23 protein-coding genes and 1 pseudogene are annotated in these 26,102 nt (G+C 64.5%); 10 read left to right on the forward strand and 14 right to left on the reverse strand.

Annotation, left to right across the window (positions count from 1 at the left end; genetic code table 11):
• Window positions 1-107 precede the first annotated feature (107 nt).
• The 6 genes from RAD04_RS00905 to RAD04_RS00930 all read left to right on the forward strand — a co-directional run bounded on the left by RAD04_RS00905 (window position 108) and on the right by RAD04_RS00930 (window position 7,475).
• The gene (locus tag RAD04_RS00905; protein WP_201759988.1) at window positions 108-587 is read left to right on the forward strand and encodes an Lrp/AsnC family transcriptional regulator; all 480 of its coding nucleotides are present in this window, start codon (window positions 108-110) and stop codon (window positions 585-587) included.
• Between the two features lie 140 nt (window positions 588-727).
• Window positions 728-1,213 carry a (2Fe-2S)-binding protein gene (locus RAD04_RS00910; protein ID WP_461622258.1) on the forward strand — a complete coding sequence of 162 codons (486 nt, stop codon included), beginning with the start codon at window positions 728-730 and terminating at the stop codon, window positions 1,211-1,213.
• Entirely contained in the window at window positions 1,210-2,226 is a 1,017-nt protein-coding gene (locus RAD04_RS00915) for an FAD binding domain-containing protein (RefSeq protein ID WP_018315886.1), read from the forward strand. Before RAD04_RS00910 ends, RAD04_RS00915 begins: the two co-directional genes overlap by 4 nt.
• Before the next feature lie 7 nt (window positions 2,227-2,233).
• The gene (locus RAD04_RS00920; protein ID WP_461622259.1) at window positions 2,234-4,438 is read left to right on the forward strand and encodes a xanthine dehydrogenase family protein molybdopterin-binding subunit; all 2,205 of its coding nucleotides are present in this window, start codon (window positions 2,234-2,236) and stop codon (window positions 4,436-4,438) included.
• Between the two features lie 100 nt (window positions 4,439-4,538).
• On the forward strand, window positions 4,539-6,893 hold the full coding sequence (locus RAD04_RS00925; RefSeq protein WP_461622260.1) for an Orn/Lys/Arg family decarboxylase: 2,355 nt from the start codon (window positions 4,539-4,541) through the stop codon (window positions 6,891-6,893).
• A gap of 6 nt (window positions 6,894-6,899) precedes the next feature.
• Entirely contained in the window at window positions 6,900-7,475 is a 576-nt protein-coding gene (locus RAD04_RS00930) for a GNAT family N-acetyltransferase (RefSeq protein WP_461622261.1), read from the forward strand.
• A gap of 3 nt (window positions 7,476-7,478) precedes the next feature.
• Here RAD04_RS00930 and RAD04_RS00935 read toward each other — a convergent pair whose 3' ends face one another.
• From RAD04_RS00935 to RAD04_RS00945, 3 genes and pseudogenes are all read right to left on the reverse strand, one after another.
• The gene (locus RAD04_RS00935; protein ID WP_018315882.1) at window positions 7,479-7,691 is read right to left on the reverse strand and encodes a hypothetical protein; all 213 of its coding nucleotides are present in this window, start codon (window positions 7,689-7,691) and stop codon (window positions 7,479-7,481) included.
• A 119-nt stretch (window positions 7,692-7,810) separates the two neighbouring features.
• Window positions 7,811-8,261 (reverse strand): annotated as a pseudogene (locus RAD04_RS00940) (flagellar basal body rod protein FlgC).
• Window positions 8,262-8,376: 115 nt separating this feature from the next.
• Window positions 8,377-9,426, reverse strand: coding sequence for a hydroxyacid dehydrogenase (locus RAD04_RS00945; RefSeq protein WP_461622262.1), 1,050 nt, complete (start codon window positions 9,424-9,426; stop codon window positions 8,377-8,379).
• A gap of 241 nt (window positions 9,427-9,667) precedes the next feature.
• Between RAD04_RS00945 and RAD04_RS00950 the strand changes: the two genes are divergently transcribed.
• From RAD04_RS00950 to RAD04_RS00960, 3 genes are all read left to right on the forward strand, one after another.
• Complete coding sequence (locus RAD04_RS00950) at window positions 9,668-10,228, forward strand: thiamine pyrophosphate-binding protein (RefSeq protein WP_461622263.1); 561 nt, start codon at window positions 9,668-9,670, stop codon at window positions 10,226-10,228.
• 8 nt (window positions 10,229-10,236) lie between these two features.
• Window positions 10,237-10,833 carry a thiamine pyrophosphate-dependent enzyme gene (locus RAD04_RS00955; protein WP_461622264.1) on the forward strand — a complete coding sequence of 199 codons (597 nt, stop codon included), beginning with the start codon at window positions 10,237-10,239 and terminating at the stop codon, window positions 10,831-10,833.
• A gap of 77 nt (window positions 10,834-10,910) precedes the next feature.
• Window positions 10,911-11,288, forward strand: coding sequence for a VanZ family protein (locus RAD04_RS00960; protein WP_461622265.1), 378 nt, complete (start codon window positions 10,911-10,913; stop codon window positions 11,286-11,288).
• A 45-nt stretch (window positions 11,289-11,333) separates the two neighbouring features.
• Here the strand turns inward: RAD04_RS00960 and RAD04_RS00965 are convergent, their stop codons facing one another.
• The 4 genes from RAD04_RS00965 to gcl all read right to left on the reverse strand — a co-directional run bounded on the left by RAD04_RS00965 (window position 11,334) and on the right by gcl (window position 15,520).
• The gene (locus RAD04_RS00965; RefSeq protein ID WP_018315876.1) at window positions 11,334-11,717 is read right to left on the reverse strand and encodes a DUF1236 domain-containing protein; all 384 of its coding nucleotides are present in this window, start codon (window positions 11,715-11,717) and stop codon (window positions 11,334-11,336) included.
• A 115-nt stretch (window positions 11,718-11,832) separates the two neighbouring features.
• Complete coding sequence (locus RAD04_RS00970) at window positions 11,833-12,720, reverse strand: 2-hydroxy-3-oxopropionate reductase (protein ID WP_461622266.1); 888 nt, start codon at window positions 12,718-12,720, stop codon at window positions 11,833-11,835.
• A 209-nt stretch (window positions 12,721-12,929) separates the two neighbouring features.
• On the reverse strand, window positions 12,930-13,715 hold the full coding sequence (gene hyi, locus RAD04_RS00975; protein WP_461622267.1) for a hydroxypyruvate isomerase: 786 nt from the start codon (window positions 13,713-13,715) through the stop codon (window positions 12,930-12,932).
• A 14-nt stretch (window positions 13,716-13,729) separates the two neighbouring features.
• On the reverse strand, window positions 13,730-15,520 hold the full coding sequence (gcl, locus tag RAD04_RS00980; protein ID WP_461622268.1) for a glyoxylate carboligase: 1,791 nt from the start codon (window positions 15,518-15,520) through the stop codon (window positions 13,730-13,732).
• Between the two features lie 247 nt (window positions 15,521-15,767).
• Here gcl and RAD04_RS00985 point away from each other — a divergent pair, with 247 nt between their 5' ends.
• Window positions 15,768-16,973: a tetratricopeptide repeat protein gene (locus tag RAD04_RS00985; RefSeq protein WP_461622269.1), complete on the forward strand. Its 1,206-nt coding sequence runs from the start codon at window positions 15,768-15,770 to the stop codon at window positions 16,971-16,973.
• 61 nt (window positions 16,974-17,034) lie between these two features.
• On the opposite strand, the gene RAD04_RS00990 is transcribed toward RAD04_RS00985, so the two are convergent.
• The 7 genes from RAD04_RS00990 to RAD04_RS01020 all read right to left on the reverse strand — a co-directional run bounded on the left by RAD04_RS00990 (window position 17,035) and on the right by RAD04_RS01020 (window position 25,971).
• Window positions 17,035-18,837, reverse strand: coding sequence for an adenine deaminase (locus RAD04_RS00990; RefSeq protein ID WP_461622270.1), 1,803 nt, complete (start codon window positions 18,835-18,837; stop codon window positions 17,035-17,037).
• Window positions 18,838-18,922: 85 nt separating this feature from the next.
• Complete coding sequence (locus RAD04_RS00995; protein ID WP_461622271.1) at window positions 18,923-19,723, reverse strand: NYN domain-containing protein; 801 nt, start codon at window positions 19,721-19,723, stop codon at window positions 18,923-18,925.
• A 52-nt stretch (window positions 19,724-19,775) separates the two neighbouring features.
• Window positions 19,776-21,275 (reverse strand): tripartite tricarboxylate transporter permease, encoded by a 1,500-nt coding sequence (locus tag RAD04_RS01000; protein WP_183238291.1) that lies wholly within the window; start codon window positions 21,273-21,275, stop codon window positions 19,776-19,778.
• Window positions 21,275-21,760 carry a tripartite tricarboxylate transporter TctB family protein gene (locus RAD04_RS01005; RefSeq protein ID WP_461622272.1) on the reverse strand — a complete coding sequence of 162 codons (486 nt, stop codon included), beginning with the start codon at window positions 21,758-21,760 and terminating at the stop codon, window positions 21,275-21,277. The genes RAD04_RS01000 and RAD04_RS01005 overlap by 1 nt, the downstream gene beginning before the upstream one ends.
• A complete protein-coding gene (locus RAD04_RS01010) occupies window positions 21,757-22,725 on the reverse strand; it encodes a Bug family tripartite tricarboxylate transporter substrate binding protein (protein WP_461622273.1) in 969 nt (322 codons plus the stop codon). The genes RAD04_RS01005 and RAD04_RS01010 overlap by 4 nt, the downstream gene beginning before the upstream one ends.
• A 106-nt stretch (window positions 22,726-22,831) precedes the next feature.
• Window positions 22,832-23,674 carry an IclR family transcriptional regulator gene (locus RAD04_RS01015; RefSeq protein ID WP_461622691.1) on the reverse strand — a complete coding sequence of 281 codons (843 nt, stop codon included), beginning with the start codon at window positions 23,672-23,674 and terminating at the stop codon, window positions 22,832-22,834.
• 167 nt (window positions 23,675-23,841) lie between these two features.
• Entirely contained in the window at window positions 23,842-25,971 is a 2,130-nt protein-coding gene (locus RAD04_RS01020; RefSeq protein ID WP_461622274.1) for an acetate--CoA ligase family protein, read from the reverse strand.
• Between the last annotated feature and the right edge of the window lie 131 nt (window positions 25,972-26,102).

The following is a 26,102-nucleotide window of genomic DNA, read 5'->3' on the forward strand; positions in this document are numbered from 1 at the left end:
CATCGTAGCGACGGGGCCGGTTTGGTTTCGTGCAAATATCCGCTAGTTTCGGCAGGCCCGCGCCGGTTTCCGGCGCCAAGCTGCCCTTTCACGCTGGAAACGAAACATTGGCCCTCGACCGGAAAGACCTCGCGATCCTCGCGGAACTCACGACCAATGCTCGTGCCAGCCACACCGAGCTTGCCAACAAGGTGGGGCTTTCCAGCACGGCGCTGGCCCGGCGGCAGAAGGCACTGGAGGACGAGGGCTACATCCAGGCCTACCAGGCCGCACTCGATCTGGCCCAGTTCGGCCTCACCACCACCGTGCTGGTTCGCATCGCGCTGGAGAGCCAGAGCGACGACGCATTGAAGGCGTTCGAGGCCGAGGTGGTGAAATGCCCTTCCGTCGTGCGCTGCTTCCTGATGTCGGGAACCGACGACTACATCCTGATCGTGCTGGCCCGCGACATCCAGGATTTCGAGCGCATCCACCGCACCGAGCTGTCCCGCCTGCCGCGCGTCGCGCGCGTGCAATCGAGCTTCGCCCTGCGCGAAATCGTCAACCGCGCGGTGCCGACGGTGGTGTTCGGCGAAGCAAAGCGCTGACCTCGTCTATCCGGTCGGGAGAATCGATCTGGAACCAAGCAACGCGTCATCCGTTGGGCGCTATCGGCCAGCGGCGGCAGCGCATTCTTGCGTCACTTCCACTATTTGTCCGGCTCGGCCTTTCCGCAAGGAATTAGGATATGGCCGACACTACGATCCCCGAGCGCATTCTGATCAACCTCGTCGTCAATGGCGAAAGGCGCGCGCTTCAGGTCGTGCCGTGGACCACGCTTCTCGATGCGCTGCGTGACCGCCTGGAGTTGACCGGCACCAAGAAAGGCTGCGATCACGGCCAATGCGGCGCTTGCACCGTGCTGGTCGACGGAAGACGGGTCAATTCCTGCCTGACCCTCGCGGTCATGAAGGATGGCGCCGAGATCACGACGATCGAAGGCTTGGCCAGGGACGGCACGTTGCATCCCCTGCAACAGGCCTTCATCGACCACGATGCCTTCCAGTGCGGCTATTGCACGCCGGGACAGATTTGCTCTGCCGCGGGCTTGTTGGCCGAAGGCCGGGCGCGCGATGCCGACGAGATCCGGGAGTTGATGAGCGGAAATCTCTGCCGCTGCGGCGCATATCCCAACATCGTGGCTGCGATCGAGCAGGCAATGAGCCGGTCATGAATAATTTTCAGTATTCCCGCGCCAACGATGTCGCCGACGCGATCCGCCTTCTGGCCGCCGATCCTGGCGCAAAACTGATTGCCGGCGGGACCAATCTGATCGACCTGATGAAGGAGAACGTCGAACGCCCCTCGCGGCTGATCGACATCTCCCGCCTGCCGCTCCGCAACGTCGAGGAGACACCCGATCAGGGGCTGCGCATCGGCGCCCTGGTGCCGAATTCGGACCTCGCTTACCATCCGTTGATCGAACAGCGCTATCCCCTGCTCGCCAGCGCCATCCTCGCCGGCGCCTCCGCGCAATTGCGCAACATGGCTTCGGTCGGCGGCAATCTGATGCAGCGAACGCGTTGCGCCTATTTCTATGATACGACCACCCCTTGTAACAAGCGAGAGCCCGGCAGCGGCTGCTCGGCGATCGACGGTCTCAACCGCAACCACGCGATCCTAGGCGCCAGCAATTCCTGCATCGCGACCAACCCATCCGACATGAGCGTGGCGCTGGCCGCGCTCGGCGCGCTGGTGCACATCGCAGGCCCCACTGGTGAGCGCACCATCGCGCTGACAGATTTCCATCGGCTTCCAGGCGACAAACCTCACGTCGATACCAATCTCAGCACCGGCGAGATCATCACCGCGATCGGGCTGCCGCCGCGCGGCTTTGCCCGGAACTACAGCTATCTGAAGATCCGTGACCGGCTGTCCTACGCCTTTGCCTTGGTCTCGGTCGCGGCTGCGCTCGAACTGGAGGGCAACGCAATCAGCGAAGCGCGCCTGGCACTCGGCGGTGTGGCTCACAAGCCGTGGCGCAGGCTCGAAGCTGAAGCGGCGTTGCGCGGCCAGGCGGCAACGCCGGATCATTTTGGACGCGCTGCCGATCTGCTGCTGCAGGGAGCGGTCGCTGGTTCGCACAACGGCTTCAAGCTCGAACTCGCACGCCGGGCCGTCGTGCGTACGCTGATGCAGGCCGCAAGCGGCACACCACAGTCACAAGCCCACAAGAAGATCGCGTGAGGGACCGATGAACGGCTATGTCGGAACACCAACGTCCCGCGTCGATGGCCGGGCCAAAGTCACTGGCGCCGCCAAATATGCCGGCGAATTCGCGGCAGACGGCCTCCTCCATGGCTTCATCGTCGATGCCACGGTTCCGCGCGGGCGCATCGCTCGGCTCGACACCAGCGACGCGCTGAAGGTGAAGGGCGTGGTCGACGTGCTCACGCATGCGCATCGCGTGGCCCTCGCCGACAAGGATGAGGCCTGGAAGGACGAGGTGGCGCCGGAGAAGGGTTCACCCTTCCGCCCGCTTTATGACGACAGGGTCAAGTTCAACGGTCAGCCAATCGCGCTCGTCATCGCGGAGGACTGGGAAACTGCCAAATTCGCGGCAACGCGCGTGCGTGTCGAATACGAGCAGGAGGCGTTTGCGACCGATCTCGAAACCGAACGCGGCACATCCGCCAAGGTGGACCAGCCGCACAAGCCGCGCGGCGACGCCGCAGCGGCGCTGGCTGGGGCAGCGGTTCGCCATGAGGCCGACTACGTCCTCCCGACCGAGCACCACAACCCGATGGAGCTCTATGCGACGACAGCGGTCTGGGACGGCAGCGGCAGCCTCACGGTCTACGACAAGACGCAGGGCGTCCAGAACGTTCATAAATATCTCTGCGGCGTGTTCGACATGAAGCCGGAGGACATCCGCGTGGTCTCGCCCTATGTCGGCGGCGCCTTCGGCTCCGGCCTGCGGCCGCAGCACCAGGTGGTGCTGGCAACGCTTGCCGCCCTCGCGCTGAAGCGATCCGTTCGTGTCGTATTGACGCGGCAGCAGATGTATGGGCTCGGCTACCGGCCGATGACCATCGAGCGCGTCGCGCTCGGCGCAAAGTCGGACGGCACGCTCGATGCGGTCACGCACGAAGCCATTGCCGTCACCTCGCGCTACGAGGATTTCTCACGCAATGACACCGGCTGGGCGGAGCAGCTCTACAAGAGCCCCAACAGTCGCCTTTCCCACAAGCTCGTCCACCTCGACGTCCCCACCCCCTGCGACATGCGTGCGCCGGGCGCGGCAACGGGCGTCTGCGCACTCGAATGCGCCATGGACGAGCTGGCCGTCGCGCTCAAGCTCGATCCGATCGAGCTGCGCCTGAAGTGCTACTCGGATCGCGACCAGAGCGAAGACCTGCCCTTCACCAGCAAGCAGCTGCGCGAATGTTACGCCCGTGGCGCGGAAGCCTTCGGCTGGGCCCGCCGCAATCCCGCGCCACGTGCGATGCGCGATGGCAAGGACCTGGTCGGCTGGGGCATGGCGACAGGGGTGTGGGAGGCGCTGCAGATGCCGGTCGCCGTGCGCATCGTGCTGACCGCCAACGGCCACGCCGAGGTATCCTGCGCCGCGTCCGATATCGGCACCGGCACCTACACCATCATGGCGCAGGTCGCGGCCGACGCCCTCGGGCTGCCGATCGGGAATATCGACGTGAAGCTTGCCGATTCAACCCTGCCCCAAGCGCCCGTCGAGGGCGGCTCCTGGATGGCCGCTTCGAGCGCACATGCGGTCTTGGGAGCGGCCGAGGACATCCGCCAGGAGCTCGCGCGTCTGGCCAAGGCGATACCTGACTCGCCACTTGGCGGCCTCAATGCATCCGAAATGGTTCTTGTTAACGGCACGATTTCCAAGGCCGGCGACAAGAGCTGCGCCGTCTCGATCGCCGATGCGATGCGTCACGGCAAGCTCGAGCGGATCGAGAAGCAGAAGCTCAACCAGTTCGCGGAGGACAAGTCGCACGCCCGCAACACGCATTCGGCTGTCTTCGCCGAGGTGAAGGTCGACGAGGAACTCGGCGTCATTCGGGTCACGCGGGTCGTGAGCGCCGTCGCGGCCGGGCGGATCCTGAATACCAAGACAGGCCGCAGCCAGATCATGGGCAGCGTGGTCTGGGGGATCGGAATGGCGCTGCACGAGGAGACGGTGATGGACCACCGCTTCGGCCGCATCATGAACGCGAACATCGCCGAGTACCACATCCCGGTGAATGCCGATATTCACGACATCGACGTCATCTTCGTCGACGAGCCGGACGACCGGATCAACAAGCTCGGCGTCAAGGGTCTCGGCGAGATCGGCATCGTGGGCGTGCCTGCGGCAATCGCGAACGCCGTCTATCATGCCACCGGCAAGCGTATTCGGCACTTCCCGATCACGCTCGACAAGCTGCTCGGCTGACCTGCCTTGTCATCCGAGCCATGCTTGGATCGGGCCAGTGTCATCCAGCTGTCATCGAATGTGTCGATGAGCTGTGTCTCTGGCACATTCAGGACGCGACATGGACTATTTCAAGCGATTCAACTTCCTATTCGCCGCACCTGTGTTCGACGCCGACGATCTCGAAGGCATCCGCTTCAGCCAGATCATCGAGGAGATCCAGCGCTCCGGCTTCGAGGTGGTCCGGGCTCGCAAGCTGGAGGATGCCGAAATCGCGGTGCAGACCGATGCCGCGATCGGGTGCATGGTGGTGGACTGGGGCAAGAAGGGCCTGGAGGGCAAGACCTCGGCGCTGATCAACCTGATGCGCCGCCGCGGCCTCGATTTCCCGATCATCCTCCTGATCCGGCGCAAGCGCTTCGAGGACCTGCCGGTCGAGGTGCTCGATTTCATCGACGGCTATGTCTTCCTGTCCGAGGAGACGCCGACCTTCATCGCCAAGAATCTGATCAGCCGGCTCAAGCAATATGCCGAAACGCTGAAGACGCCGTTCTTCGGCGCCCTGGTCGACTATGCCGAGGAAGGCAACCAGCTCTGGACCTGCCCGGGGCACAATGGCGGCGTGTTCTACAACCGCAGCCCGATCGGCCGGGTCTTCGTCGAGCACCTCGGCGAATCCGTGTTCCGCGACGACCTCGACAATTCCGTGCTCGATCTCGGCGACCTCCTCACCCATGAAGGGCCGGCGCTGAAGGCGCAGAAGGAAGCCGCGCAGATTTTTGGCGCGGAGAAGACCTATTTCGTGCTCAACGGCACCTCGACCTCGAACAAGGTCGCGCTCGGCGCCCTCGTCACCGACGGCGACCTCGTGCTGTTCGACCGCAACAACCACAAGGCCGCCCATCACGGCGCCCTGATGATCAACGGCGGCGTCCCGGTTTACGTGCCGACCATCCGCAACGCCTGGGGCCTGATCGGCCCGATGCGCTGGGACGTGCTGGACGAGAAAACCTTGCGCGAGGCGATCCGCAATCACCCGCTGGTCACGGACAAGGATGCCTGGCGCAAGGAGCGGCCGTTCCGCGTCGCCGTCGTCGAACAGTGCACCTATGATGGGACGATCCACAGCGCCGAGATGATCCTGAAGCGCATCGGCCATCTCTGCGAGTACATCCTGTTCGACGAGGCCTGGGCCGGCTTCATGAAATTCCATCCGCTCTATGCCGGCCGCTTCGCCATGGGGCTGGCGAACCTTCCGCCCGAGGCACCGGGCATCATCGCGACGCAATCGACCCACAAGCAGCTTGCCAGCTTCTCGCAGGCCTCACAGATCCACATCAAGGATCGCCACATCCGCGGCCAGAAGCGGCGCGTCGAGCACCGCCGCTTCAACGAAAGCTTCATGCAGCACGCCTCCACCTCGCCCTTCTATCCGCTGTTCGCCTCGCTCGACGTCGGCGCCCAGATGATGAAGGGCCGCTCGGGCGAAGTGCTGTGGGACGACACGATCCGCCTCGGCATCGAGCTGCGCAAGAAGATCCGCGCGATGCGCAGGGAGTTCGAGGAAAAGGAGCAGAACGCCGATCGGCGCTGGTTCTTCGAACCCTTCGTTCCCGACCGCGTCGCCATTCCCGATGTCGGCCGCCCCGGCGCCGCGCACAACGTCGCCTGGGAAACCCTCTCCACCGACGAGCTCGCCACCAACGCCGCGCTGTGGCAGCTCTCGCCCGACACCAACTGGCACGGCTTCCCCGGCATGGCCGAAGGCTTTGCCATGACCGATCCGAACAAGCTGACGCTGCTCACCCCCGGCTTCGACCGCTCCGGTGCCTATGCCGAGCACGGCATCCCCGCACCCATCGTGGCGCAATATCTGCGCGAGAACCGCATCGTCCCCGAGAAGAACGACCTCAACTCCCTGCTCTTCCTGCTCACCCCCGGCGTCGAGGCGAGCAAGGCCGGCACGCTGATCTCCGGCCTCGTCGCCTTCAAGCGGCTGCACGACGACAATGCGCTGCTGGCCGACGTCATTCCGGAGTTCTACCAGCGGCGGCAGGCACGCTATGCCGGCGTGCGCTTACGCGATCTCTGCGGCGAGATGCACCGCTTCTTCCGCGCCGCCGACGTCAGCGCGCTTCAGGCCCGGCAGTTCATGCCCGAGCACATGCCTGAGATCGCGATGTCGCCTCGCGATGCTGCCCGCTATCTGTTCAAGAACGACGTCGACTATTTGCCGATCGAGGCCATCGCGGGCCGCATCGCGACCACGCCCTTCGTGGTCTATCCGCCGGGCATCGCCACCATCGTGCCCGGGGAGCGGCTGACGGAACGAGCCAAGCCCATGGTGGATTATCTCAAGATGTTCGAAACCTGCTTCAACACATTTCCGGGCTTCGACGTCGAGATCCAGGGCGTCTACAAGGAGATCGATGCCCAGGGGCGCATCGGGCTCTATACTTACGTCGTTGCCGAGTAGGTGCGAATGAACGAAACAGCTGCGCGCGCGAGCGACGAAGCCGTCCTGGTCAGGCCGTCACGCGACAGGGATGTCGAGGCGATGCTGGCGATCTACCGCCATCACGTCCGCAACGGCGTGGCGCGCAACATCGAGGGAACCGGCGCGCCCGAGCCGGACGATCTGCGCGACCGGCGCAAGAACCTCAAGCAGACCCGCCTGCCGCATCTGGTCGCAACGTTTCGCGGCGAGGTGGTCGGCTATGCCTATGCAGTGTTGTTCCGCAAGCGCCCGGCCTATCGCTACACGGCCAAGCACTCGATCTACGTCCACCATGAGCAGCTCGGCCGCGGGGTCGGACGGCTGCTGCTGCAGGAATTGATCGATGCTTGTGCGGCGGCCGGCTTCCGCCAGATGATCGGCTATATCGACGCCGACAACGCGCCTTCGCTGGCGCTGCACGAGAAGTTCGGCTTCGCGCGCGCCGGCCTGCTTTGCGGCGTGGCCTATCGCCACGGCCGCTGGTCCGACACTGTCATGGTGCAGCGATCGCTCGGCGCGGGGACCACGGCGCCCCCGCCCGTCATGGCGCCGGGCCGGTAAACCTCAGGACGGAAAGTCGGCCGCTCGCACATGGATGCGGTCGGCATGCAGCGACCAGTGATGCAGGGCCTGGTCCTTGCAGAACCTGGCCTTCGCCCGCTCCCTGGCCTCGTCCTCATCGGAGGCGTCGATTTCCAGCGTACCCTGGCAAATCTCGCTCTGCCGGCCGTACTCGCCGAGCACATCCTTCATGAACTTGACGACATAGGTTGACATGGGACCTCCCTGCTGCCCCGGCCGCACTCTAATCCCATTTAAGCCGGACCTGGGAAGGAGATTTTGACGCGGATCAAAGGCCGGCAAGGTTCCCGCCGCCCATCCGGGCGGCAGTCCCCTCATGTGGTTATGTCGAGAAGCGACTCTGTCGTTTCCGCGTAAGCCTGAATGACTTTCGCATTGGCAATGAAGCTGTACTTGGCGGCCGCCAGTTGAACGAATTCGCTGGCGATATCGACATTCGGCGCTGCGACCAGCCCATCCTGGTTTGCGAAGGAAGCGCTCGGGTCGGATTGCGCGGTATAGCTCGGCGATACCGTCGACACCTTCGCGATCGTGCCGCCCCGGCGTCGAGCCGCTCGATTGGTCGACCTGATCGACGCGCAATGGCACGTAAGCCGCGGGAAACGTAGGAGCAATGCCCGGACTGCCTGTAACGGCCGACGGGCTCGACCCGCCCGGCGCCGGCAGCGGGCCGGCCGTTTGAACATTGGCGATGTTGCTCGCGGCGACGTTCACGCGCAAACTCGCCGCGGAAAGTCCGGATGTCGCAATCGAGAAGATGCTCATGGACTTTCAACTACAGGACAAGTGATACACGTTCCCTTACCCGATCGATAAGATCCGGCGCTTTGCCTTTCCGTCGTGGTAACCAATGATCGGAGCGCGCTGACCCTTCGCGCCCCTACCCCGGCGTCACGCCAAAAGCCTGCTTGAAGCGCTCCGCATAGCGCGGCCAGACCTCGGGATTGATGATGCGAGGCGGGCGCTTGCCGTCGAGCGTGTCCAGCACCTGCTCGGCCGCGATCCGCCCCATGTTCTGCCGCGCCTCGATCGTGACGCCGGCGGTGTGCGGGCTCGCCAGCACGTTGTCGAACTGGAGCAGCGGGTGCTCCGGCGGTGGGGGCTCCTTGGACCAGACGTCGAGGCCGGCACCGGCGATGCGCTTGTCGCGCAGGGCCTGGAGCAACGCATCCTCGTCATGAATGAAGCCGCGCGCCGTGGTGATGAAATACGCATGCGGCTGCATCAGCCCGAACTCGCGCGTGCTGATCATGTTGCGGCTGCCCTTGTCGAGCGGGCAGGAGATCGAGACGAAATCGGCGCGGCGCAACAGCTCGTCGAGTTCGACCTTCTCGCCGCCCCGCTCCGCCATCACGTCGGCGGTGAGGTACGGATCATAAGCCAGCACCTTCATGCCGAGCAGGCCCTTGCACAGCGCGGCGATGCGGCGGCCGACATTGCCGAGGCCGATGATGCCGACGGTCTTGTGCTCGACCTCGTTGCCCACCAGATCGTTGCGGTTGACGTCGCGCTCGCGGCGCAGGCGGCGATCCGACTGGATGATACGTTTGGACAAGGTCAGCATCATCGCCAGCGCGTGCTCGGCGACGGAATGGGCATTGCCGCCGGACTGGTTGACGACCAGCACGCCCGCATCCGTGCAGGCCTCGACATCGACAGGGTCGAAGCCCGCGCCATTGCTGGAGACCAGCAGCAGGTTCGGCGTCCGCTTCAGGAAGGTGGCATCGACATGGAAATGAGGGGCGAGCTCGTCGCGGGCGGCGCCGATCTGGTAAACGTGCGCCGCATTCAAAATCGGCGCGTAGACATCTTCGGGACTCCCGTTCTCGATGCGATCGAGCCGGACGTCGGGCCGCGCCTTCAGGATGTCGACATAGATCGGATTGGCCAAATAATTGGAGTAGAAGACGCGCTTGCTGTTGACGGACATCAGGACCCTTCCGGCTCTCCAGGGAGATCCGCAAGGTCGGCGCGATGCGCGCCCGTCCGTGCCCCCTCCCGTTTTCTCGTTGTCGCCGCTTATGACATGGCGGTGCCGACCACGACAGGCCGTCCAGCGCAGATCACGGTGCGGGCCCGGACATGTTGACAATCCCGCCCGCTCCGTCAAGTTCGGCCGATCGCCGCGACGGCCAGAACCAAGAAGCATGCGCGGCCCAAGGGAGGACGCGATGGCGATTGCGGAACAGCGTACTCAGGCGGGACAGGCGTCCGGCGACAACAGCTGGCACGGCATCGTCCTGCAAACCCTGAAGCGGAACGAGATCAGCCTCATCCCTTACGTGCCCGACCGGGTTCTGACGCCCCTGATCAAGAACCTGCACGCCGATCCCTTCTTCACCACCTTCGCCACTGCCCGCGAGGAGGAAGCCGTCGGCATCGTCTCAGGCGCCTGGATGGGTGGGCGGCGCGGCGCAGTCCTGATGCAGACCTCCGGCTTTGCCACGCTCGCCAATGTGCTCGCCTCGCTCGCAGTGCCCTACCAGATCCCGTTGATCATGTTCGTATCCGAGCGCGGCACGCTCGGCGAGTTCAACTACGGGCAATCGCTGGTCTGCCGCACCATGCGCCCGGTGCTGGATTCGCTGACGCTGGAGCACCACACCATCACCCGGCTCGACGAGCTCGAATTCATCACCGACCGCTCGATCAAGCAGGCCGTCACGACACAGGCGCCGGTGGCCCTGATCCTCAACCCGCTGCTCACGGGCGGCAAGGTTTTCGACAAGTGAGCGCCACCATGAACATTGGCAACACCAAGGTGATGAACCGTTTCGATGTGACCTCGCGCCTGATCGGAAAGCTCGAGCACGAGGAGGCCGTGATCGGCGGCATCGGCAACACCAATTTCGACCTCTGGGCCGCCGGGCATCGCCCGCAGAATTTCTACATGCTGGGCAGCATGGGCCTCGCCTTCCCGATCGCGCTCGGCGTGGCGCTGGCGCAGCCCGACCGACGCGTCTTCGCGCTCGAAGGCGACGGCTCGCTGTTGATGCAGCTCGGCGCGCTCTCGACGATCGCGACGTTGAAGCCGAAGAACCTCATCATGATCGTGATGGACAATGGCATCTACCAAATTACCGGCGCACAGCCGACGCCCGCGGCAAGCGTCGCCGACATCGTTGCCATCGCCGCAGGCTCTGGCCTTTCCAACAGCACCTGGGCCGCGGACGAGGAGGATTTCGAGCGCCTGGTCGATGCGGCGATGTCCGCTGCCGCGCCGAGCCTGATCGCGGTCCGCATCGACGACAAGCCCGGCGTCGGCACCACAAGGCGCGATCCCGTACAAATCCGGGAGCGCTTCATGCACGGGCTCGGCGTCCGCGAGCCGCTTTAACATTTTGTCATTAACTACACACCGATCTGATGGAGGGACTGTACCGGTCCGCGGCCAATCTGTGCTAAGCGAACCGGATGTCCATTTTGATACGTTCATTTGCCTGGCTGCTCGCGGCCGCCGTTACTTTCGCCACCCTCGGTCCCCCCGGCATGCGGCCCCATTCCGACCTCGGCCAGGATGGCGAGCATGCCCTCGCCTTCATCCTGGTGGGACTGGCCTTCGGCCTCGCCTATCCGCGGCGGCGCCTGCTGGGCGCAGGAGCCGCGGTCGTCCTGATTGGCATCCTCGAGCTGATGCAATTTTGGGCACCCGGACGCCACGCCCGGCTGGAGGACTTTCTGGTCGACGCGCTCACGGCCTGCCTCGGCTTTGCGCTCGCGGCGATCACCGATTGGGTTGTGACACGCTTTCGCGCAAGCCCCTCTGCAGCAAGCGAAGGCCCCGCGGAGTAGAACTCCGCAGGGCCCTTTTCTCTCCACACCTGTGGTCGGCCTGGATCAGTCGATGATCTTGACGACGCGACGCGTGCGCGGCTCGACGATCACGCGGCGATCGTTCACGACCGCATAGCGATACTCGGTGTAGTTCGGCACGGGGCGGAGCACCACGGTCGGCGGCAGCGGCTCGCCTACCACGACGCGCTCCTCGACCACGACGGAATCGCTGCGAGGAATTCCGCCAAGGACCGCATTCGGAATTTCCAGGCCCGCACCAACGGCCGCACCGACGGTACCGCCAACCATGGCGCCGATCGGTCCGCCGATGTCGCCGCCCGCACGCGCGCCGTCCCTGGCGCCTTGTTCGGTCGTCGACTGGGCAAAGGCTGCGCTCGACGCCAGCAGCGACGCTGCAGCCAACGTAATCGCAAGACGGGTTTTCATGTTGTTTTGTCTCCAGTGATTGTCCTGCGCCTTCAACCGCGGGGCCGGAGCATTGTTCCGGTTCCCCCCGAAGCGAAGACGCCTCAAAAACTGGAGACTGTTACGGCGTAACAGTTCAGGCTGCCGCGATCTCGTGGCCTGCCATCAGTTCCAGTGCCCGCACCATCGCGGAATGATCCCAGCCCTTGCCGCCATGCGCGGTGCAGGCCGAGAACAATTGCTGCGCCACTGCCGTGCTCGGCAACGACAGGCCCAGCGAGCGCGCACCTTCGAGTGCGAGATTGAGATCCTTCTGATGCAGCTCGATGCGGAAGCCGGGAGCGAAATTACGCTTCACCATGCGCTCGCCATGCACTTCGAGGATGCGCGAGGAGGCAAAGCCGCCCATCAGCGCCTGCCGCACCAGCGCCGGATCGGCCCCGGCTTTCGATGCGAACAACAACGCCTCGCTCACCGCCTCGATCGTGAGCGCGACGATGATCTGGTTGGCAACCTTCGTCGTCTGCCCGTCGCCATTGGCGCCGACGCGGGTGACATTCTTGCCCATCTTGTCGAACACCGGCTTCATGGTGCCAAAGGCCCGCTCCGGCCCGCCGACCATGATGGTGAGGCTCGCCGCCTTGGCGCCGACCTCTCCACCTGAGACCGGCGCGTCGAGATAGTCCGCCCCCAGCGCCTCGATCTTCTTCGCGAACTCCTTCGTCGCCAGCGGCGAGATCGAGCTCATGTCGACGACGATCTTGCCCTTCGAGATGCCGCTCGCAACACCATCCTTGCCGAACAGCACCGCTTCGACATGCGGCGTGTCCGGGACCATGATGATGATCGCATCGGCCTCCTCGGCGACCTGCTTGCTCGACTTGCAGGCGATGCCGCCCGCCGCGATCAGTTCGGGCGCGACCGGCGCGACATCATGCAGGAGCACGCGATGGCCGGCGGCCAGAAGATGGCCGGCCATCGGCCGTCCCATGGTGCCAAGTCCGATGAAGCCGATGTCGATCATGTCTCATTCTCCAGATTTAGGCCAAGTCGATCCACAAGCTCGGTGTGCCTCTCCCGCTTGCGGAGGAGGTCGGCGCGTAGTGCCGGGTGGGGCTCTATCCGCTTGGGGACTTTCTCCGCATCTCGATCGAATCTCTTCGCGGAGATACCCCCACCCCAGCCCTCCCCCGCAAGCGGGAGAGGGAGCGCACCGTCGCTGTGGGTGCATTCTCAGGTCTCGAAGGTCTGCGCGGCGTGCCAGGACAGACCCTCGAGCGTCGTGGTGCGCGGCTTGTATTCGCAGCCGACCCAGCCGCGATAGCCGATCGCGTCGAGATGGCGGAACAGGAAGGGATAGTTGATCTCGCCGGTGCCGGGCTCGTGGCGGCCGGGATTATCGGCGAGCTGGATGTGGGCGATCTGGGGCAGATATTCCTGCATGGTGCGGGCGAGATCGCCCTCCATGATCTGCATGTGATAGATGTCGTACTGGACGAACAAATTGTTCGACCGCACCTCCGAGATCAGCTGCACCGCCTGCTCGGTGCCGTTGAGGAAGAAGCCGGGAATGTCGAGCGTGTTGATCGGCTCGACCAGCAGCTTGATGTTCTCGCGCGCCAGCGTCGAGGCGGCAAAGCGCAAATTTCCCACCAGCGTCTCGTTGAGTTCGCGCGGATCGGCATCGGCAGGCGCAATACCCACGAGGCAGTTGAGCTGCTCGCAATCGAGCGCCTTGGCATAGTCGATGGCGCGAAACACGCCGTCGCGGAATTCAGCAGTGCGATCGGGCAGGATCGCAATGCCGCGCTCGCCCCCCGCCCAGTTTCCGGCCGGCAGATTGTGCAGCACCTGCGTCAGGCCGTGGGCTTCCAGCTGCTCGCGCAGCTGCGCCTTGTCGAAATCATAGGGGAAAAGATACTCGACCCCGGAAAAGCCCGCCGCCTTCGCCGCTGCGAAGCGGTCCAGGAACGGCATCTCGTTGAAGAGCATGGTGAGGTTGGCGGCGAATTTCGGCATGATGACGTCCTCTCCTATTCCGCCGGCTGCAGCACGCCGGGGCGCGCCCGCTCGACCTCGTCGAGCGGCAGGTCCAGCACCTCCTCGAACTCGACGATGTTGTCGATCTCCGTGCCCATAGCGATGTTGGTGACGCGCTCAAGGATGAACTCGACCACCACGGGCACGCAGTGCTTGGCCATCAATTCGCGCGCTGTCGCGAACGCGGCCTGCGTGTCCTTCGGATCGGTGACGCGGATCGCCTTGCAGCCGAGGCCTTCGGCGACCGCGACGTGGTCGACGCCGTAGACGCCGATCTCGGGCGCGTTGATGTTCTCGAAGGAGAGCTGGACGTGATAGTCCATCTCGAAGCCGCGCTGGGCCTGGCGGATCAAGCCGAGATAGGAATTGTTCACGACGACGTGGATGTAAGGCAGATTGAACTGAGCCCCGACTGCGAGCTCCTCGATCAGGAACTGGAAGTCGTAGTCGCCGGAGAGCGCGACGATGTCGCGATCCGGGCACGCGGCACGCACGCCGAGCGCGGCGGGCAGCGTCCAGCCGAGCGGACCCGCCTGCCCGGCATTGATCCAGTTGCGCGGCTTGTAGACGCCGAGGAACTGGGCGCCGGCGATCTGCGACAGGCCGATCACGGTGACGTAGCAGGTGTCGCGACCAAAGGCCTTGGTCATCTCCTCATAGACGCGCTGCGGCTTGATCGGGACGTTGTCGAAGTGGCTCTTGCGTAGCATCGTCTTCTTGCGATCGCGGCAGGAAGCGGGCCACGCCTGGCGCTCGCGGAGCCTGCCTGACCGGCGCCACTCCCTGGCGACGGTGACGAACAGCTCGAGCGCGGCCTTGGCGTCCGAGACGATGCCGAGATCGGGATTGAACACGCGCCCGATCTGGGTCGGCTCGATGTCGACATGCACGAAGGTGCGGCCCTTGGTGTAGGTCTCGACCGAACCGGTATGCCGGTTGGCCCAGCGGTTGCCGATGCCGAGCACGAAGTCGGATTCGAGCATGGTGGCATTGCCGTAGCGGTGGCTGGTCTGAAGGCCGACCATGCCCGCCATCAGCACGTGATCGTCGGGGATCGCGCCCCACCCCATCAGCGTCGGGACAACAGGCACGTTGGCGATCTCGGCGAATTCGACCAGGAGGTCGGAAGCATCGGCATTGATGATGCCGCCGCCCGCAACGATCAGCGGCCGCTCGGCGGCGTTGAGCATCTCCAGCGCCTTTTCGACCTGCTTGCGCGTCGCGGTGGGCTTGTAGACCGGCAGCGGCTCATAGGTCTCGTCGTCGAACTCGATCTCGGCGAGCTGCACGTCGAGCGGCATGTCGATCAGCACCGGCCCCGGCCGGCCCGAGCGCATCACATGAAACGCCTGGCTGAACACGCGCGGCACCAGCGCCGGCTCGCGCACCGTCACCGCCCATTTCGTCACGGGCTTTGCGATCGACTCGATGTCGACGGCCTGAAAATCTTCCTTGTAGAGCCGTGCCCGCGGCGCCTGCCCGGTGATGCAGAGGATCGGAATGGAATCGGCGATCGCGGAATAAAGCCCGGTGATCATGTCGGTGCCGGCCGGCCCCGAGGTTCCGATGCAGACCCCGATGTTGCCGGCCTTCGCCCGCGTATAGCCCTCGGCCATGTGCGAGGCGCCCTCGACATGGCGCGCCAGGATGTGCCGGATCGAGCCGCGCTTCTTCAGCGCCGAGTAAAGCGGATTGATCGCGGCCCCGGGAACGCCGAAGGCGGTGGAGATGCCTTCCTTCTCCAGAATTCGCACGGCAGCATCGATAGCTCGCATCTTCGCCATATCGGACCTCGCTTAAGTTGCGTCAGCGGGCGAGATCATCGGGTGCGCAGAAGCCGATCTCAACGAGATCGATTTTATTTTCCACGGAGTGGAAGGCGTTGAAAAAAGCCCTCGAAAATCAGTCTGTTGACCGGATCAATCCATGAAAATCCAAGGACTATTGAAAATCCCGCTGACATTCGCGGAAAGTCATTTGCTCGACCTAGATACATGCTAAAGTTGCGCCGGGCATGGGAATAATTCGTCAATGTGCTGGTTTGGAAGTGGTCCGTCAGTCCTTTCTGCTGCGGACGAGGGATCATCGCTTTCGTGGCACCAACGTTCCCGGAAGACGGTTCAGGCAGCATTTGTCTTATTCGCAAGTCTGGTCGCCTTTGGCTGGGTCGGTGCCCACGCGCAGGATTATCCGTCCAACCGGATCGTTTCGGCTTGCCGTAGCGATGTGCCTCCTCCGGCGTCTGGCAAGATCCCCGAAACACCGCCAAAGAGCAGAGAGGCAGAGCTTCTTGTCAGGTCTTCGGCGTCATTTCTGTTTGCCGGAGCTTATGAAAAGGTCGTTGAGCGACTGAATCAAGCGATCGAGCTCGATCCGGAAAACGCACGACTGTACACCGCAAGGGGGATCGCTCGACTGAGAAGCCGACAGGTGGACAAGGCTCTGGACGACTACAATCGCTCGATCGCCATCGATCCTACTTCTTCACTAGCTTTTCTCGGGCGCGCAGAGGTCTATCTCAAAATGTCCGACTCTGATCGTGCGATCGAGGATTTGAACGAGGCGGTTAAGCTGTTTCCTGGCAATGCTCGCGCCTACCTCATGCGCGGTACGATCCACGCGAACAGGCGCGACTACGATCGGGCCATCCAAGACCTCGAACAGTCGATCAAACTGGATTCTCAGTGCCCGAATACGTACAGCGTCAGAGGACAGATTTTTGATCTGAAGGGAGATCATGATCGAGCCAGCGCCGATTATGATCGCGCGATTCAACTTGACCCCACTCCGGGCAATGCCACCGCCTTTTTGCGCCGAGCTCGTTCATACGAAGGCAAACGTGATTTCAACCGCGCCATGAGCGACCTCGAACAAGCGTTGAAGCTCGAGCCCCGCAACGCTTACGCATTGAACAACCGCTGCTTTTTCAAGGCCGTATCCGGCGCCTTGGAAGGCGCGCTCGACGACTGCAACGAAGCGCTGAAGATACGACCTGGCGAATCCTCCTTTCTCGATTCGCGCGGCTTCGTTCATCTAAGAAAAGGCGCGCTCGACAGCTCCATCGACGACTATACCGCAGCGCTCCGCAGCGACGATAAAAAGGCGATGTCGCTATACGGGCGCGCGGTCGCAAGACGACATAAAGGAGACATGGCCGGCAGCGAGGCTGATATCTCGGCAGCGGTGGCTATCCGGCCGAATGTCGTCGACGAAGCCGCACTCTATGGCATCAAATAGTCATTTTTCCCGGACGAGACCTCGTCTCAGTGCGCACTGACCTCTTGATATGTAACGCCGTTCACTCGAACAGCGGCGTGAGCTCCATCTGCGGCACCAGTACAAGGCCCTTGTCGGTGATGCGTATTTCCGGAATGACCGATAGCGGAATCAAATTGAAGCCCATGTAGGGAATGGTGCAGCCGGCCTCCGCCCACTCCTTCTTGAGCGCCTTGACCTCTTCGGCCACCTCCGTGACGCGCTTGTCCGAGAGAAGCCCCGCGATCGGTAGCGGAACCAGTGCCCTTACCTTGCCGTCGGCGACGACGCAGACGCCGCCCTGCTGGTCCTTGATGGCCGCGATCGCGACTTGCATATCGGGCTCGTTAGTGCCGGCGACAATGATGTTGTGGCTGTCGTGCCCGACGCTGGAAGCGACTGCGCCGCGCTTCAGACCAAAATCCTTGAGCAGGCCATGGGCAACATTGCCGGCGGATTTACCGTGGCGCTCGACGACGGTGACGAAACAGAGACCGTAGCGCGTGAACAGCGACGGCCAGTCCTTTGCTGGCTCGATCGCGACCTTCTCATGGATCAGCGTGATGCCCGGCAGCGTCGTCTTGATTGCATTGACGGTGCAGGCCTTCGCCGGCAGATCCGGAGTCAGCTTGACCTTCTCCGGCAGCTTCACGGTCGTATAGGCCGCCTTTGGATATTGATAGCGGTGAGACAACGCCTGATCGAGCAGCCCGGTGATCTTGCGGTTCTCGACCACGAGCTCGCCGCCATACCAGGTGCATTGCGGCTTGAGCTGGTCGTCCATCAGCACGAGATCGGCGCGGCGGCCGCCGCCGAGGCCACCGATGTCGCCATCCATGCCGAAGCGCGTGGCGCCATGCAGCGAGCCCATCGACCAGGCCTGCTCCGGCGACATCCCGGCCTTCACGGCTTCGCGCACCACCCAGTCGAGACCGAACATCAGGAGATCGTCGGCGTCGCGGTCATCGGTGCACACCGCCGTGCGCTTGTGCGAGGCACCGAGCTCGGTGATGGTGCGGATCGCCTGCGGCAGCGAGTGCCAGGGCGTCGTCGGCGGACCGCCGCGCAGGAATACCCAGACGCCGGCATCGAGCAGGTCGTCGGCGATGTCGCGCTCGATCGCTTCATGGGTGTCGGTGACGCCGCTCGCCGCATAGGCCGCGACGAATTCGCGGCCGTAGACATGGCCGGACACCGGACGTCCCCGCTTCAAGGCGGCCGCGAGGATGGCATGGCTGCGCTCGTCGCCCATCGTGACCGGGACAAAATCCATCTTCTCGCCCAGCCCCACGGCCTCCGGCCAGCGGTCGAACAGGCCGGCGATCTTGTCCGGCGTAAGATCGCCGCCGGCTGTTTCCAACTCGGCCGACGTCGCCGGCACCGTGCTCGGCACCGTCAAGAAGATCGAGAGCGGCGCCTCGCGCGCGTCCTCCAGCATCGCCTCGACGCCGGCGACGTCCATGACATTGCCGATCTCATGGCTGTCGCAGAAGATCGTGGTGGTGCCGTTGAGCAGCGCGGCCTCGGCATAGGCGCAGGCCGTCACCATCGAGGATTCGATGTGGATGTGCGGGTCGACCAGCCCCGGTGCGACGATGCCGCCGCCGGCGTCGTAGAGCGGCACGCTGGGCCAGATCTTCTTCGCCGCACCTGATGGCTTCACCGCCGCGATGCGCCCGCCGGTGATCCACATCTCGCGACCGGGATGGATGCGTTCCGAATAGGTCGAGAGCACCCGCGCGCCGGTAATGACCAGATCTGGCGCGAGGCGCGCGGAAGCGACGTCGGCCAGGCGCCGGGTCATCGCATGCAGCGGGGCGACGGTGAAGCGGGTGAGTTTGGTCATCGGGACCCTCGCGCGGCGTTACGGCCCAGCGATGGTTACGCCCTGCACCAAACCGGGCAAGTGCAAATATGACGGCACGCCCTGCTTACGCCTTGGGCGCCGCACCCCCTGCCGTTCCCGACTTTGCAGGCCGGCGCCGGTTCCGCGTTCGCGCCGGCGGTGCCGCAGCGGGCTTGACCCGAATCCGCATCGACCGGCCCTTCGGCTCATCGATCTCGAACGAATTCGTCTTGCGCACGAGGTCGCTCAGCTTGCGGAAGCCGTAGGTCCTCGGATCAAAATCGGAAGCGAGATTGGCGAGCTGCCGTCCGACTTCACCGAGCGCGACCCAGCCGTCCTCGCTCTCCATCTGGGTGATGACCTTCTTGATGATGGGCGTGGCGGCATCGGGCGGCTGAAGCGGCGCTGAGCGTGAGGATGCGTCCTGGGTGGTCGCAGTGCCGGCAAGCAGGTTCTCCGTATAGACGAATCTGCGACAGGCCTGCCGGAAGCTTTCGGGCGTCTTCTGCTCGCCAAAGCCAAAGACATCGATTCCCTGCTCCCGGATGCGGGCGGCCAGACGGGTAAAGTCGCTGTCGGATGACACCAGGCAGAAGCCGTCGAACCGGCCGCTGTGAAGCAGGTCCATGGCGTCGATGACCAGCGTGATGTCTGATGCATTCTTTCCGGTCGTATAGGCGAACTGCTGCTGCGGGATGATGGCGTGCTTCGACAGAATGTCGGCCCACCCCCTGGACCGCGCATTGGAAAAGTCGCCGTAGATACGGCGGACGCTGGCCTCGCCGATCTTGGCGATCTCCTCGAACAATCCGTCCGCGATTTTCGCCGACGCATTGTCCGCATCGATCAGGACGGCGAGACGGGGCGAGCGAAGTTCTGACGGCATGGCATGTCCCTACGGATGGACGCAGCATCAAAAGACGCGTGCGCCGGGATGACTAATCTTCGGTCGCCTTGAACCGGCCGAGCCCCTTCAGCACGAAGGGCGCCAGCAGCGCGATCAGTGCCAGCGCCAGCAGCGTCGCCGAGATCGGGCTCTGCAGCAGCGTCATGGGATCGCCGAGGCTGATCGCGAGCGCCCTGCGCAACTGGCTCTCGGCGATCGGACCGAGGATCAGGCCGACCACAACGGGCGCGATTGGAAAATCGAACCGGCGCATCAGGAAGCCGAGCACGCCGAAGCCGGCCAGCATCGACAGCTCGACCACTGACGGTTTTGCGGCGATGGTGCCCATGGTCGCGAACACGAGGATGCCGGCATAAAGCCACGGCTGCGGGATCGCGAGCAGCCGCACCCAGAGGCCGACCAGCGGCAGGTTCAGCACCAGCAGCATGCAATTGGCGATGAACAGGCTGGCGATCAGGCCCCACACGAGGTCGGGCCGCTCTGCAAACAGCAGCGGCCCCGGGTTGAGACCGTATTGCTGGAAGCCCGCCAGCATCATCGCGGCCGTCGCCGAGGTCGGCAGTCCCAGCGTCAGCAGCGGCACCAGCGTGCCGGCGGCGGAGGCGTTGTTGGCCGCTTCCGGTCCCGCGACGCCTTCGATCGCGCCCTTGCCGAATTCCTCGGGATGTTTCGTGAGGCGCTTCTCGGTGGAATAAGACAGGAAAGTCGGGATCTCCGCACCGCCCGCCGGCAACGCGCCGATCGGAAAGCCGAACATCGTGCCGCGCAGCCACGGCTTCCACGAACGCTTCCAGTCCTCCCTGGTCATCCACAGCGAGCCGCGCACCGGCTCGAGCTTCTCCTCGCTGTGGTGGCGGCGCGATGCGACGTAGAGCGCCTCGCCCACCGCGAACAGGCCGACCGCAAGCGTCGTCACCTCGACGCCGTCGAGCAATTCAGGAACGCCGAACGCAAGCCGCGCCTGACCGGTCAGCTTGTCGATGCCGACGAGGCCCAGCGTCAGGCCGATGAACAGGCTGGTCAGGCCGCGCACCGGGGAATCGCCGAAGGTCGCCGACACCGTGACGAAGGCGACGCACATCAGCGCGAAATAGTCCTCCGGTCCGAAGCGCACGGCGAAATCGACCAGCCACGGTGCGAGGAAGGCCAGACCGATGGTAGCGATCGTTCCGGCGACAAAGGAGCCGATCGCGGATGTCGCAAGCGCCGGCCCGCCGCGGCCGGCCTTGGCCATCTTGTTGCCTTCGAGCGCGGTCGCCATCGAGGCGCTCTCGCCCGGCGTATTGATCAGGATCGCGGTGGTGGAGCCGCCATACATGCCGCCATAATAGATGCCGGCGAACATGATCAGCGAGCCGCCGGGATCGAGCTTGTAGGTCACCGGCAACAGCAGCGCGACCGTCAGCGCCGGGCCGATGCCGGGCAGCACGCCCACGGCGGTGCCGAGGAACACGCCGATCAGCGCGTAAAGCAGATTCATCGGCTGGACGGCGACCGCCATGCCGTGGGCCAACGCGGCAAAAGTGTCCATCACAGCAGTCGCTCCAGCGGGCCGGTCGGAAGGCTGAGCGTGAGCAGCCGGTCGAACGCGAGATAGATCAGGGTCGACATCACGAGGGCGATGACGCTGTCGACGAGGATGGCACGGCGCCCGAAGGCGGCCGACGTCGTCACGAACAGCGCCGACGTCGCCAGGATGAAGCCGCCGCCAAAGCCGATGATGGCGATCAGCAGCGCAAGGCCGATGAGGATCAGAACCACGGGCACGGGATCGGCGCTCTCGCGCGCCGGCAAATTGCCGCGCAGCGCGTCGATGAAGTTGCCGATCGCAAGCAGCGCAAGGCCGCTGGCGACCACGACCGGCATCGCCTCGGGCCCCATGCCGTACATCGCGGTAGATGACAGGCCCCGCGCGTCCCAGACCAGCACCGCGGCGAGACCTGCGAGCAGTGCGGCGATGACGATGCCGGCGCGATCGACGCGCCGCGGCGGCTGGGCGGGATCGCCTGAGGTCATGACTTGACCAGGCCGACCGACTTCAGCACGTCGGTGACGCGCACGGTTTCCTTCTTCAGGAAGTCGGCGAAGGCGTCACCGCCGAGATAGGCGTCTTCCCAGCCCTTCTGCTTCAGGATCTCCTTCCAGGCGTCCGACTTCACCATCTTCTCGACCGCATCGCTCAAGGTCTTGCGCTGCTCCGGCGTGATGCCGGGGGGCGCCACCACCGACCGCCAGTTGGCGATCACGAGGTCGATGCCCTGCTCCTTGAAGGTCGGGATGTCGCTGCCCGCGATGCGCTTCTCCGAAGTCACGCCGATCGCCCGCAGCTTGCCGGACTTGATCTGCCCTTCATATTCGCTGAGGCCCGAAATGCCCGCGGTGACCTTGCCGCCGAGGATCGCCGCCAGCGACTCGCCGCCGCCAGAGAACGGGATGTAGTTGATCTTCTTGGCGTCGGCACCGACCGCGCCGGCGAATAACGCCGCCATCACATGATCGACGCCGCCGGCCGAGCCGCCGGCGAAAGTCACCTTGGCGATATCGGCCTTCACCGCGGCGGCCAGATCCTGGGCAGTCTTGATTGGCGAATTCGCGGGAACCACGATCACCTGGATTTCCTCGGTGAGGCGCGCGATCGGCGTCACCTGCTCGAGCGTCACCGGCGACTTGTTCATGGCGAGCGCGCCCACCATGACGAAACCGTTGACCATCAGCTGGTTGCCGTCGCCCTTGGCGCCATTGACGAATTGGGCGATGCCGACGCTGCCGCCGGCGCCGGGAACGTTGGTGACCTGCACGCTGCGCGCGACGCCCGCGGCGACCAGCGCCTGCTGCATGGAGCGCGCGGTCTGGTCCCAGCCCCCGCCCGGGGCCGCCGGCGCCATCAGCTTGAGCTCGAGCTGCTGGGCAAAGGACGGCGCCGCTGCCGCAAGGGTCAGCGCGACGGCTGCGCCGGCAAGGCGCGCGGAAAATTGAAACATGAGGACGCTCTCCAGGCTCATGCGGACGTTTGCCGCATTGTGTCGTTTGGTCGCATATCAGCCAAAACGGCCGATGCTGTCCAGCGACAGTGCCCGGGTTCCCCAGTTAGCGCGGCGCCGGCATCACCCCGCCGAGCGCGACCGTCAGTTCGCTGGCGACGTCGCGCACGATTTGGCCGATTTCCGGCAGCCTGTCGTCGGTCAGGCGGCTGGTCATGCCCGAGACGGAAATCGCCGCAAGCGGCTCGGCACAGTCGTTGTAGACCACTGCGGCAATACAGCGCAGCCCCATGCAGGCCTCTTCATCGTCGAGCGCAAAACCCTGCTTGCGGATTTTTTCGAGCTCCTTGAACAGGTCGCTCGGCCGCACGATGGATTTCTCGGTCAACCGGGGCATGCCGTGATGGCGGATGACGGCGCCGACGTCCTCATCGGAATAGGTTGCGAGCACGGCCTTGCCGACGCCCGACGTCACCATGGGAACGCGGCCGCCGACCTGGGTCAGCGAGCGCATGATCTCGCGGCTCTCCATGCGGGTCAGCACGATGATGAACTCGTCGTCGACCACGGCGAGATTGGCGGTCTCGCGGGTGAGATCGCGCAGCTTGCGTAAGTAGGGAATTGCCTGTGTGGAGAAATTGCGCCGCCGCGCAAAGCTCGCGCCCACCGTGAAGGCGCGCGAGCCGACATGCCATTTTGATTGCGTGCGGTCGAACTGGACGAAGCGGCGGCTTTCCAGCGTCGCGAGCAGGCGATGCACGGTGGAGGCCGACAGGCCGGTGCGCACCGCGAGATCGCTGAGGCGATAGCCTTCGTCATCCTCGGCCAGCGTTTCAAGGATCGACAACGCGCGATCGACGGACTGCACGCCGCCGTCGCGCGTGTCGTTATCGGCCTCCGATGCCGATCGAGGCTCGGGCGATTTGCGCCGGATCACGTTCTTGCTCATCGCGACCTGCCGCTTGTGCATCCGTCATTCCGGGATGGTGCGCCGGGACTGCGCGTAGCGCGGGCCTGGCGTACCAGACCCGGAATCTCGAGATCCCGGGTTTGACGCTCCGGGCCGCGCTTGCGCGGTCCCGTCGCATCGCCCCGGGATGACTGGAGAGATAACGCTCAGAGCAGCCCTGCCCCGCGCGCCCACTTATACTTGGCGCCGAGCACCTCGACCGGAAGCTCGGTCGAGTAGGCGTAGGCCGGGATGCCGTTCTGGTAGAGATATTCGGCGGCTTCCTCGACCTCGACATCGCCCGCGAGCGAGGCGACGATCGGCTTCACAAAGCCTTTCGCCTCCATCTCCTTCTTCACCTCGACCATGTTGCGGGCGAACACCATCGGCGGCGTGACGATGGTGTGCCAGTAGCCGAGGATCAGCGAGTGGATGCGCTCGTCGGAGAGGCCGAGCTTCACCGTGTTGACGTAGGTGATCGGCGGCTCGCCGCCGGTGATATCCACAGGATTTCCGGCCGCGCCGAACGGCGGGATGAACTTGCGGAACGCCGCATCGAGATCCGGCGGCATCGACATCAGCGACAGACCGTTGTCGACGCAGCTATCCGACAGCAGCACGCCTGAGCCGCCGGCACCGGTGATGATCAGCACGTTCTCGCCCTTCGGCGTCGGCAGCACCGGCACGCCACGGGCGAATTCGAGCAGCTGCCGCAGGCTGCGGGCACGGATCACGCCCGACTGCGCCAGCACGTCCTCGTAGATCTTGTCGTTGCCGGCGAGCGCGCCGGTGTGCGACGAGGCCGCCTTCGCGCCGGCCGAAGTGCGGCCGGCCTTGAGCACGACGACCGGCTTCTTCTTGGAGACGCGCTTGGCGGCTTCCGCGAAGGCGCGGCCGTCCTTGAGGTCTTCGCAGTGCTGCGCGATCAGATTCGTGTTCGGATCCTGCTCGAAGAAGGCGAGCAGATCGTCCTCGTCGATATCGGACTTGTTGCCGAGGCCGACGATGGCGGAGACACCCATCTTCGCCGAGCGCGAGAAGCCGATGATGGCCATGCCGATGCCGCCCGACTGCGACGACAGCGCCGCGTGGCCCTTGACGTCGTAGGCCGTGCAGAAGGTCGCGCAGAGATTGGCGGGCGTATAGTAGAAGCCGTAGATGTTCGGCCCCATCAGGCGGATGTCGTACTTCTTGCCGACCTCGACGATCTCGGCCTGCAGCTCGGGCGCGCCGGCTTCGGCGAAGCCCGACGGGATCAGCACCGCACCCGGGATCTTCTTCTCACCGCATTCGGTCAGCGCCGCCGCGACGAACTTGGCGGGGATCGCGAACACGGCCGTGTCGATCACGCCCGGCACGTCCTTGACGCTCTTGTAGGCCTTGTAGCCGAGGATCTCGGCGGCCTTGGGATGGATCGGATAGATGTCGCCCTTGTAGCCGCCGTTGATGAGGTTCTTCATCACGGAGTTGCCGATCTTGCCGTCCTCGGCGGAGGCGCCGACCACGGCGACCGCCTTCGGCTGCATGATGCGGCTCATCGCCGCGACGATCTCTTCGGTCGGGCGCGGCTTTGGCTTCGGCACATAGGCGAAGTCGACGACGATGCGCACGTCGGCGGCGGTCGCGCCCTTCGCCGTCGCGAACACCGGATTGAGGTCGAGCTCGACAATCTCCGGGAAATCGGTGACGAGCTGCGAGACCTTGACGATGACATCGGCAAGGGCGTTGCGGTTCACCGGCTCACCGCCGCGCACGCCCTTCAGGATCTCGTGCGCCTGGATGCCGTCGAGCATCGAGAGCGCGTCTTCCTTGGTCGCGGGCGCGAGGCGGAAGGTGATGTCCTTGAGGACTTCGACCAGCACGCCGCCGAGGCCGAAGGCGACCAGCTTGCCGAAAGAGCCGTCGGTGATCGAGCCGACGATGACCTCGGTGCCGCCGGCCAGCATCTGCTGCACCTGGACGCCGTCGATCTTGGCGTCGGCCTTGTACTTCCTGGCGTTGCCGAGAATGGTCTCATAGGCCTTTTCGGCATCCTCGGCGGTCTTGAGGCCGACGATGACGCCGCCGGCTTCGGTCTTGTGGAGAATGTCCGGCGAGACGATCTTCATCACGACCGGGAAGCCCATCGACGACGCCATCTTGCCGGCCTCGCCCGCCGACTTGGCCACGCCCTCCTTCGGCACCGGAATGCCGTAAGCGTCGCAGACCAGCTTGCCTTCCGGCGCCGTCAGGCTGGTGCGGTTGTCCGCCTTGACCTGGTCAAGCACCTTGCGGACGGCTTCTTTGGAATTGGACATGTGGCTTCTCCCTTGACCTCAGTTCGTTCTTTTCAAAGCGCGCGCGTGGTTTTGCGGCTGCCCGTGATGCTTGCCATTCGCCGCGCTCTGTTCCATTCCGCGGAACGGAGCGGCACAAGCGCCAGATTACT

The organism is Bradyrhizobium sp. 25ACV (assembly GCF_054863005.1).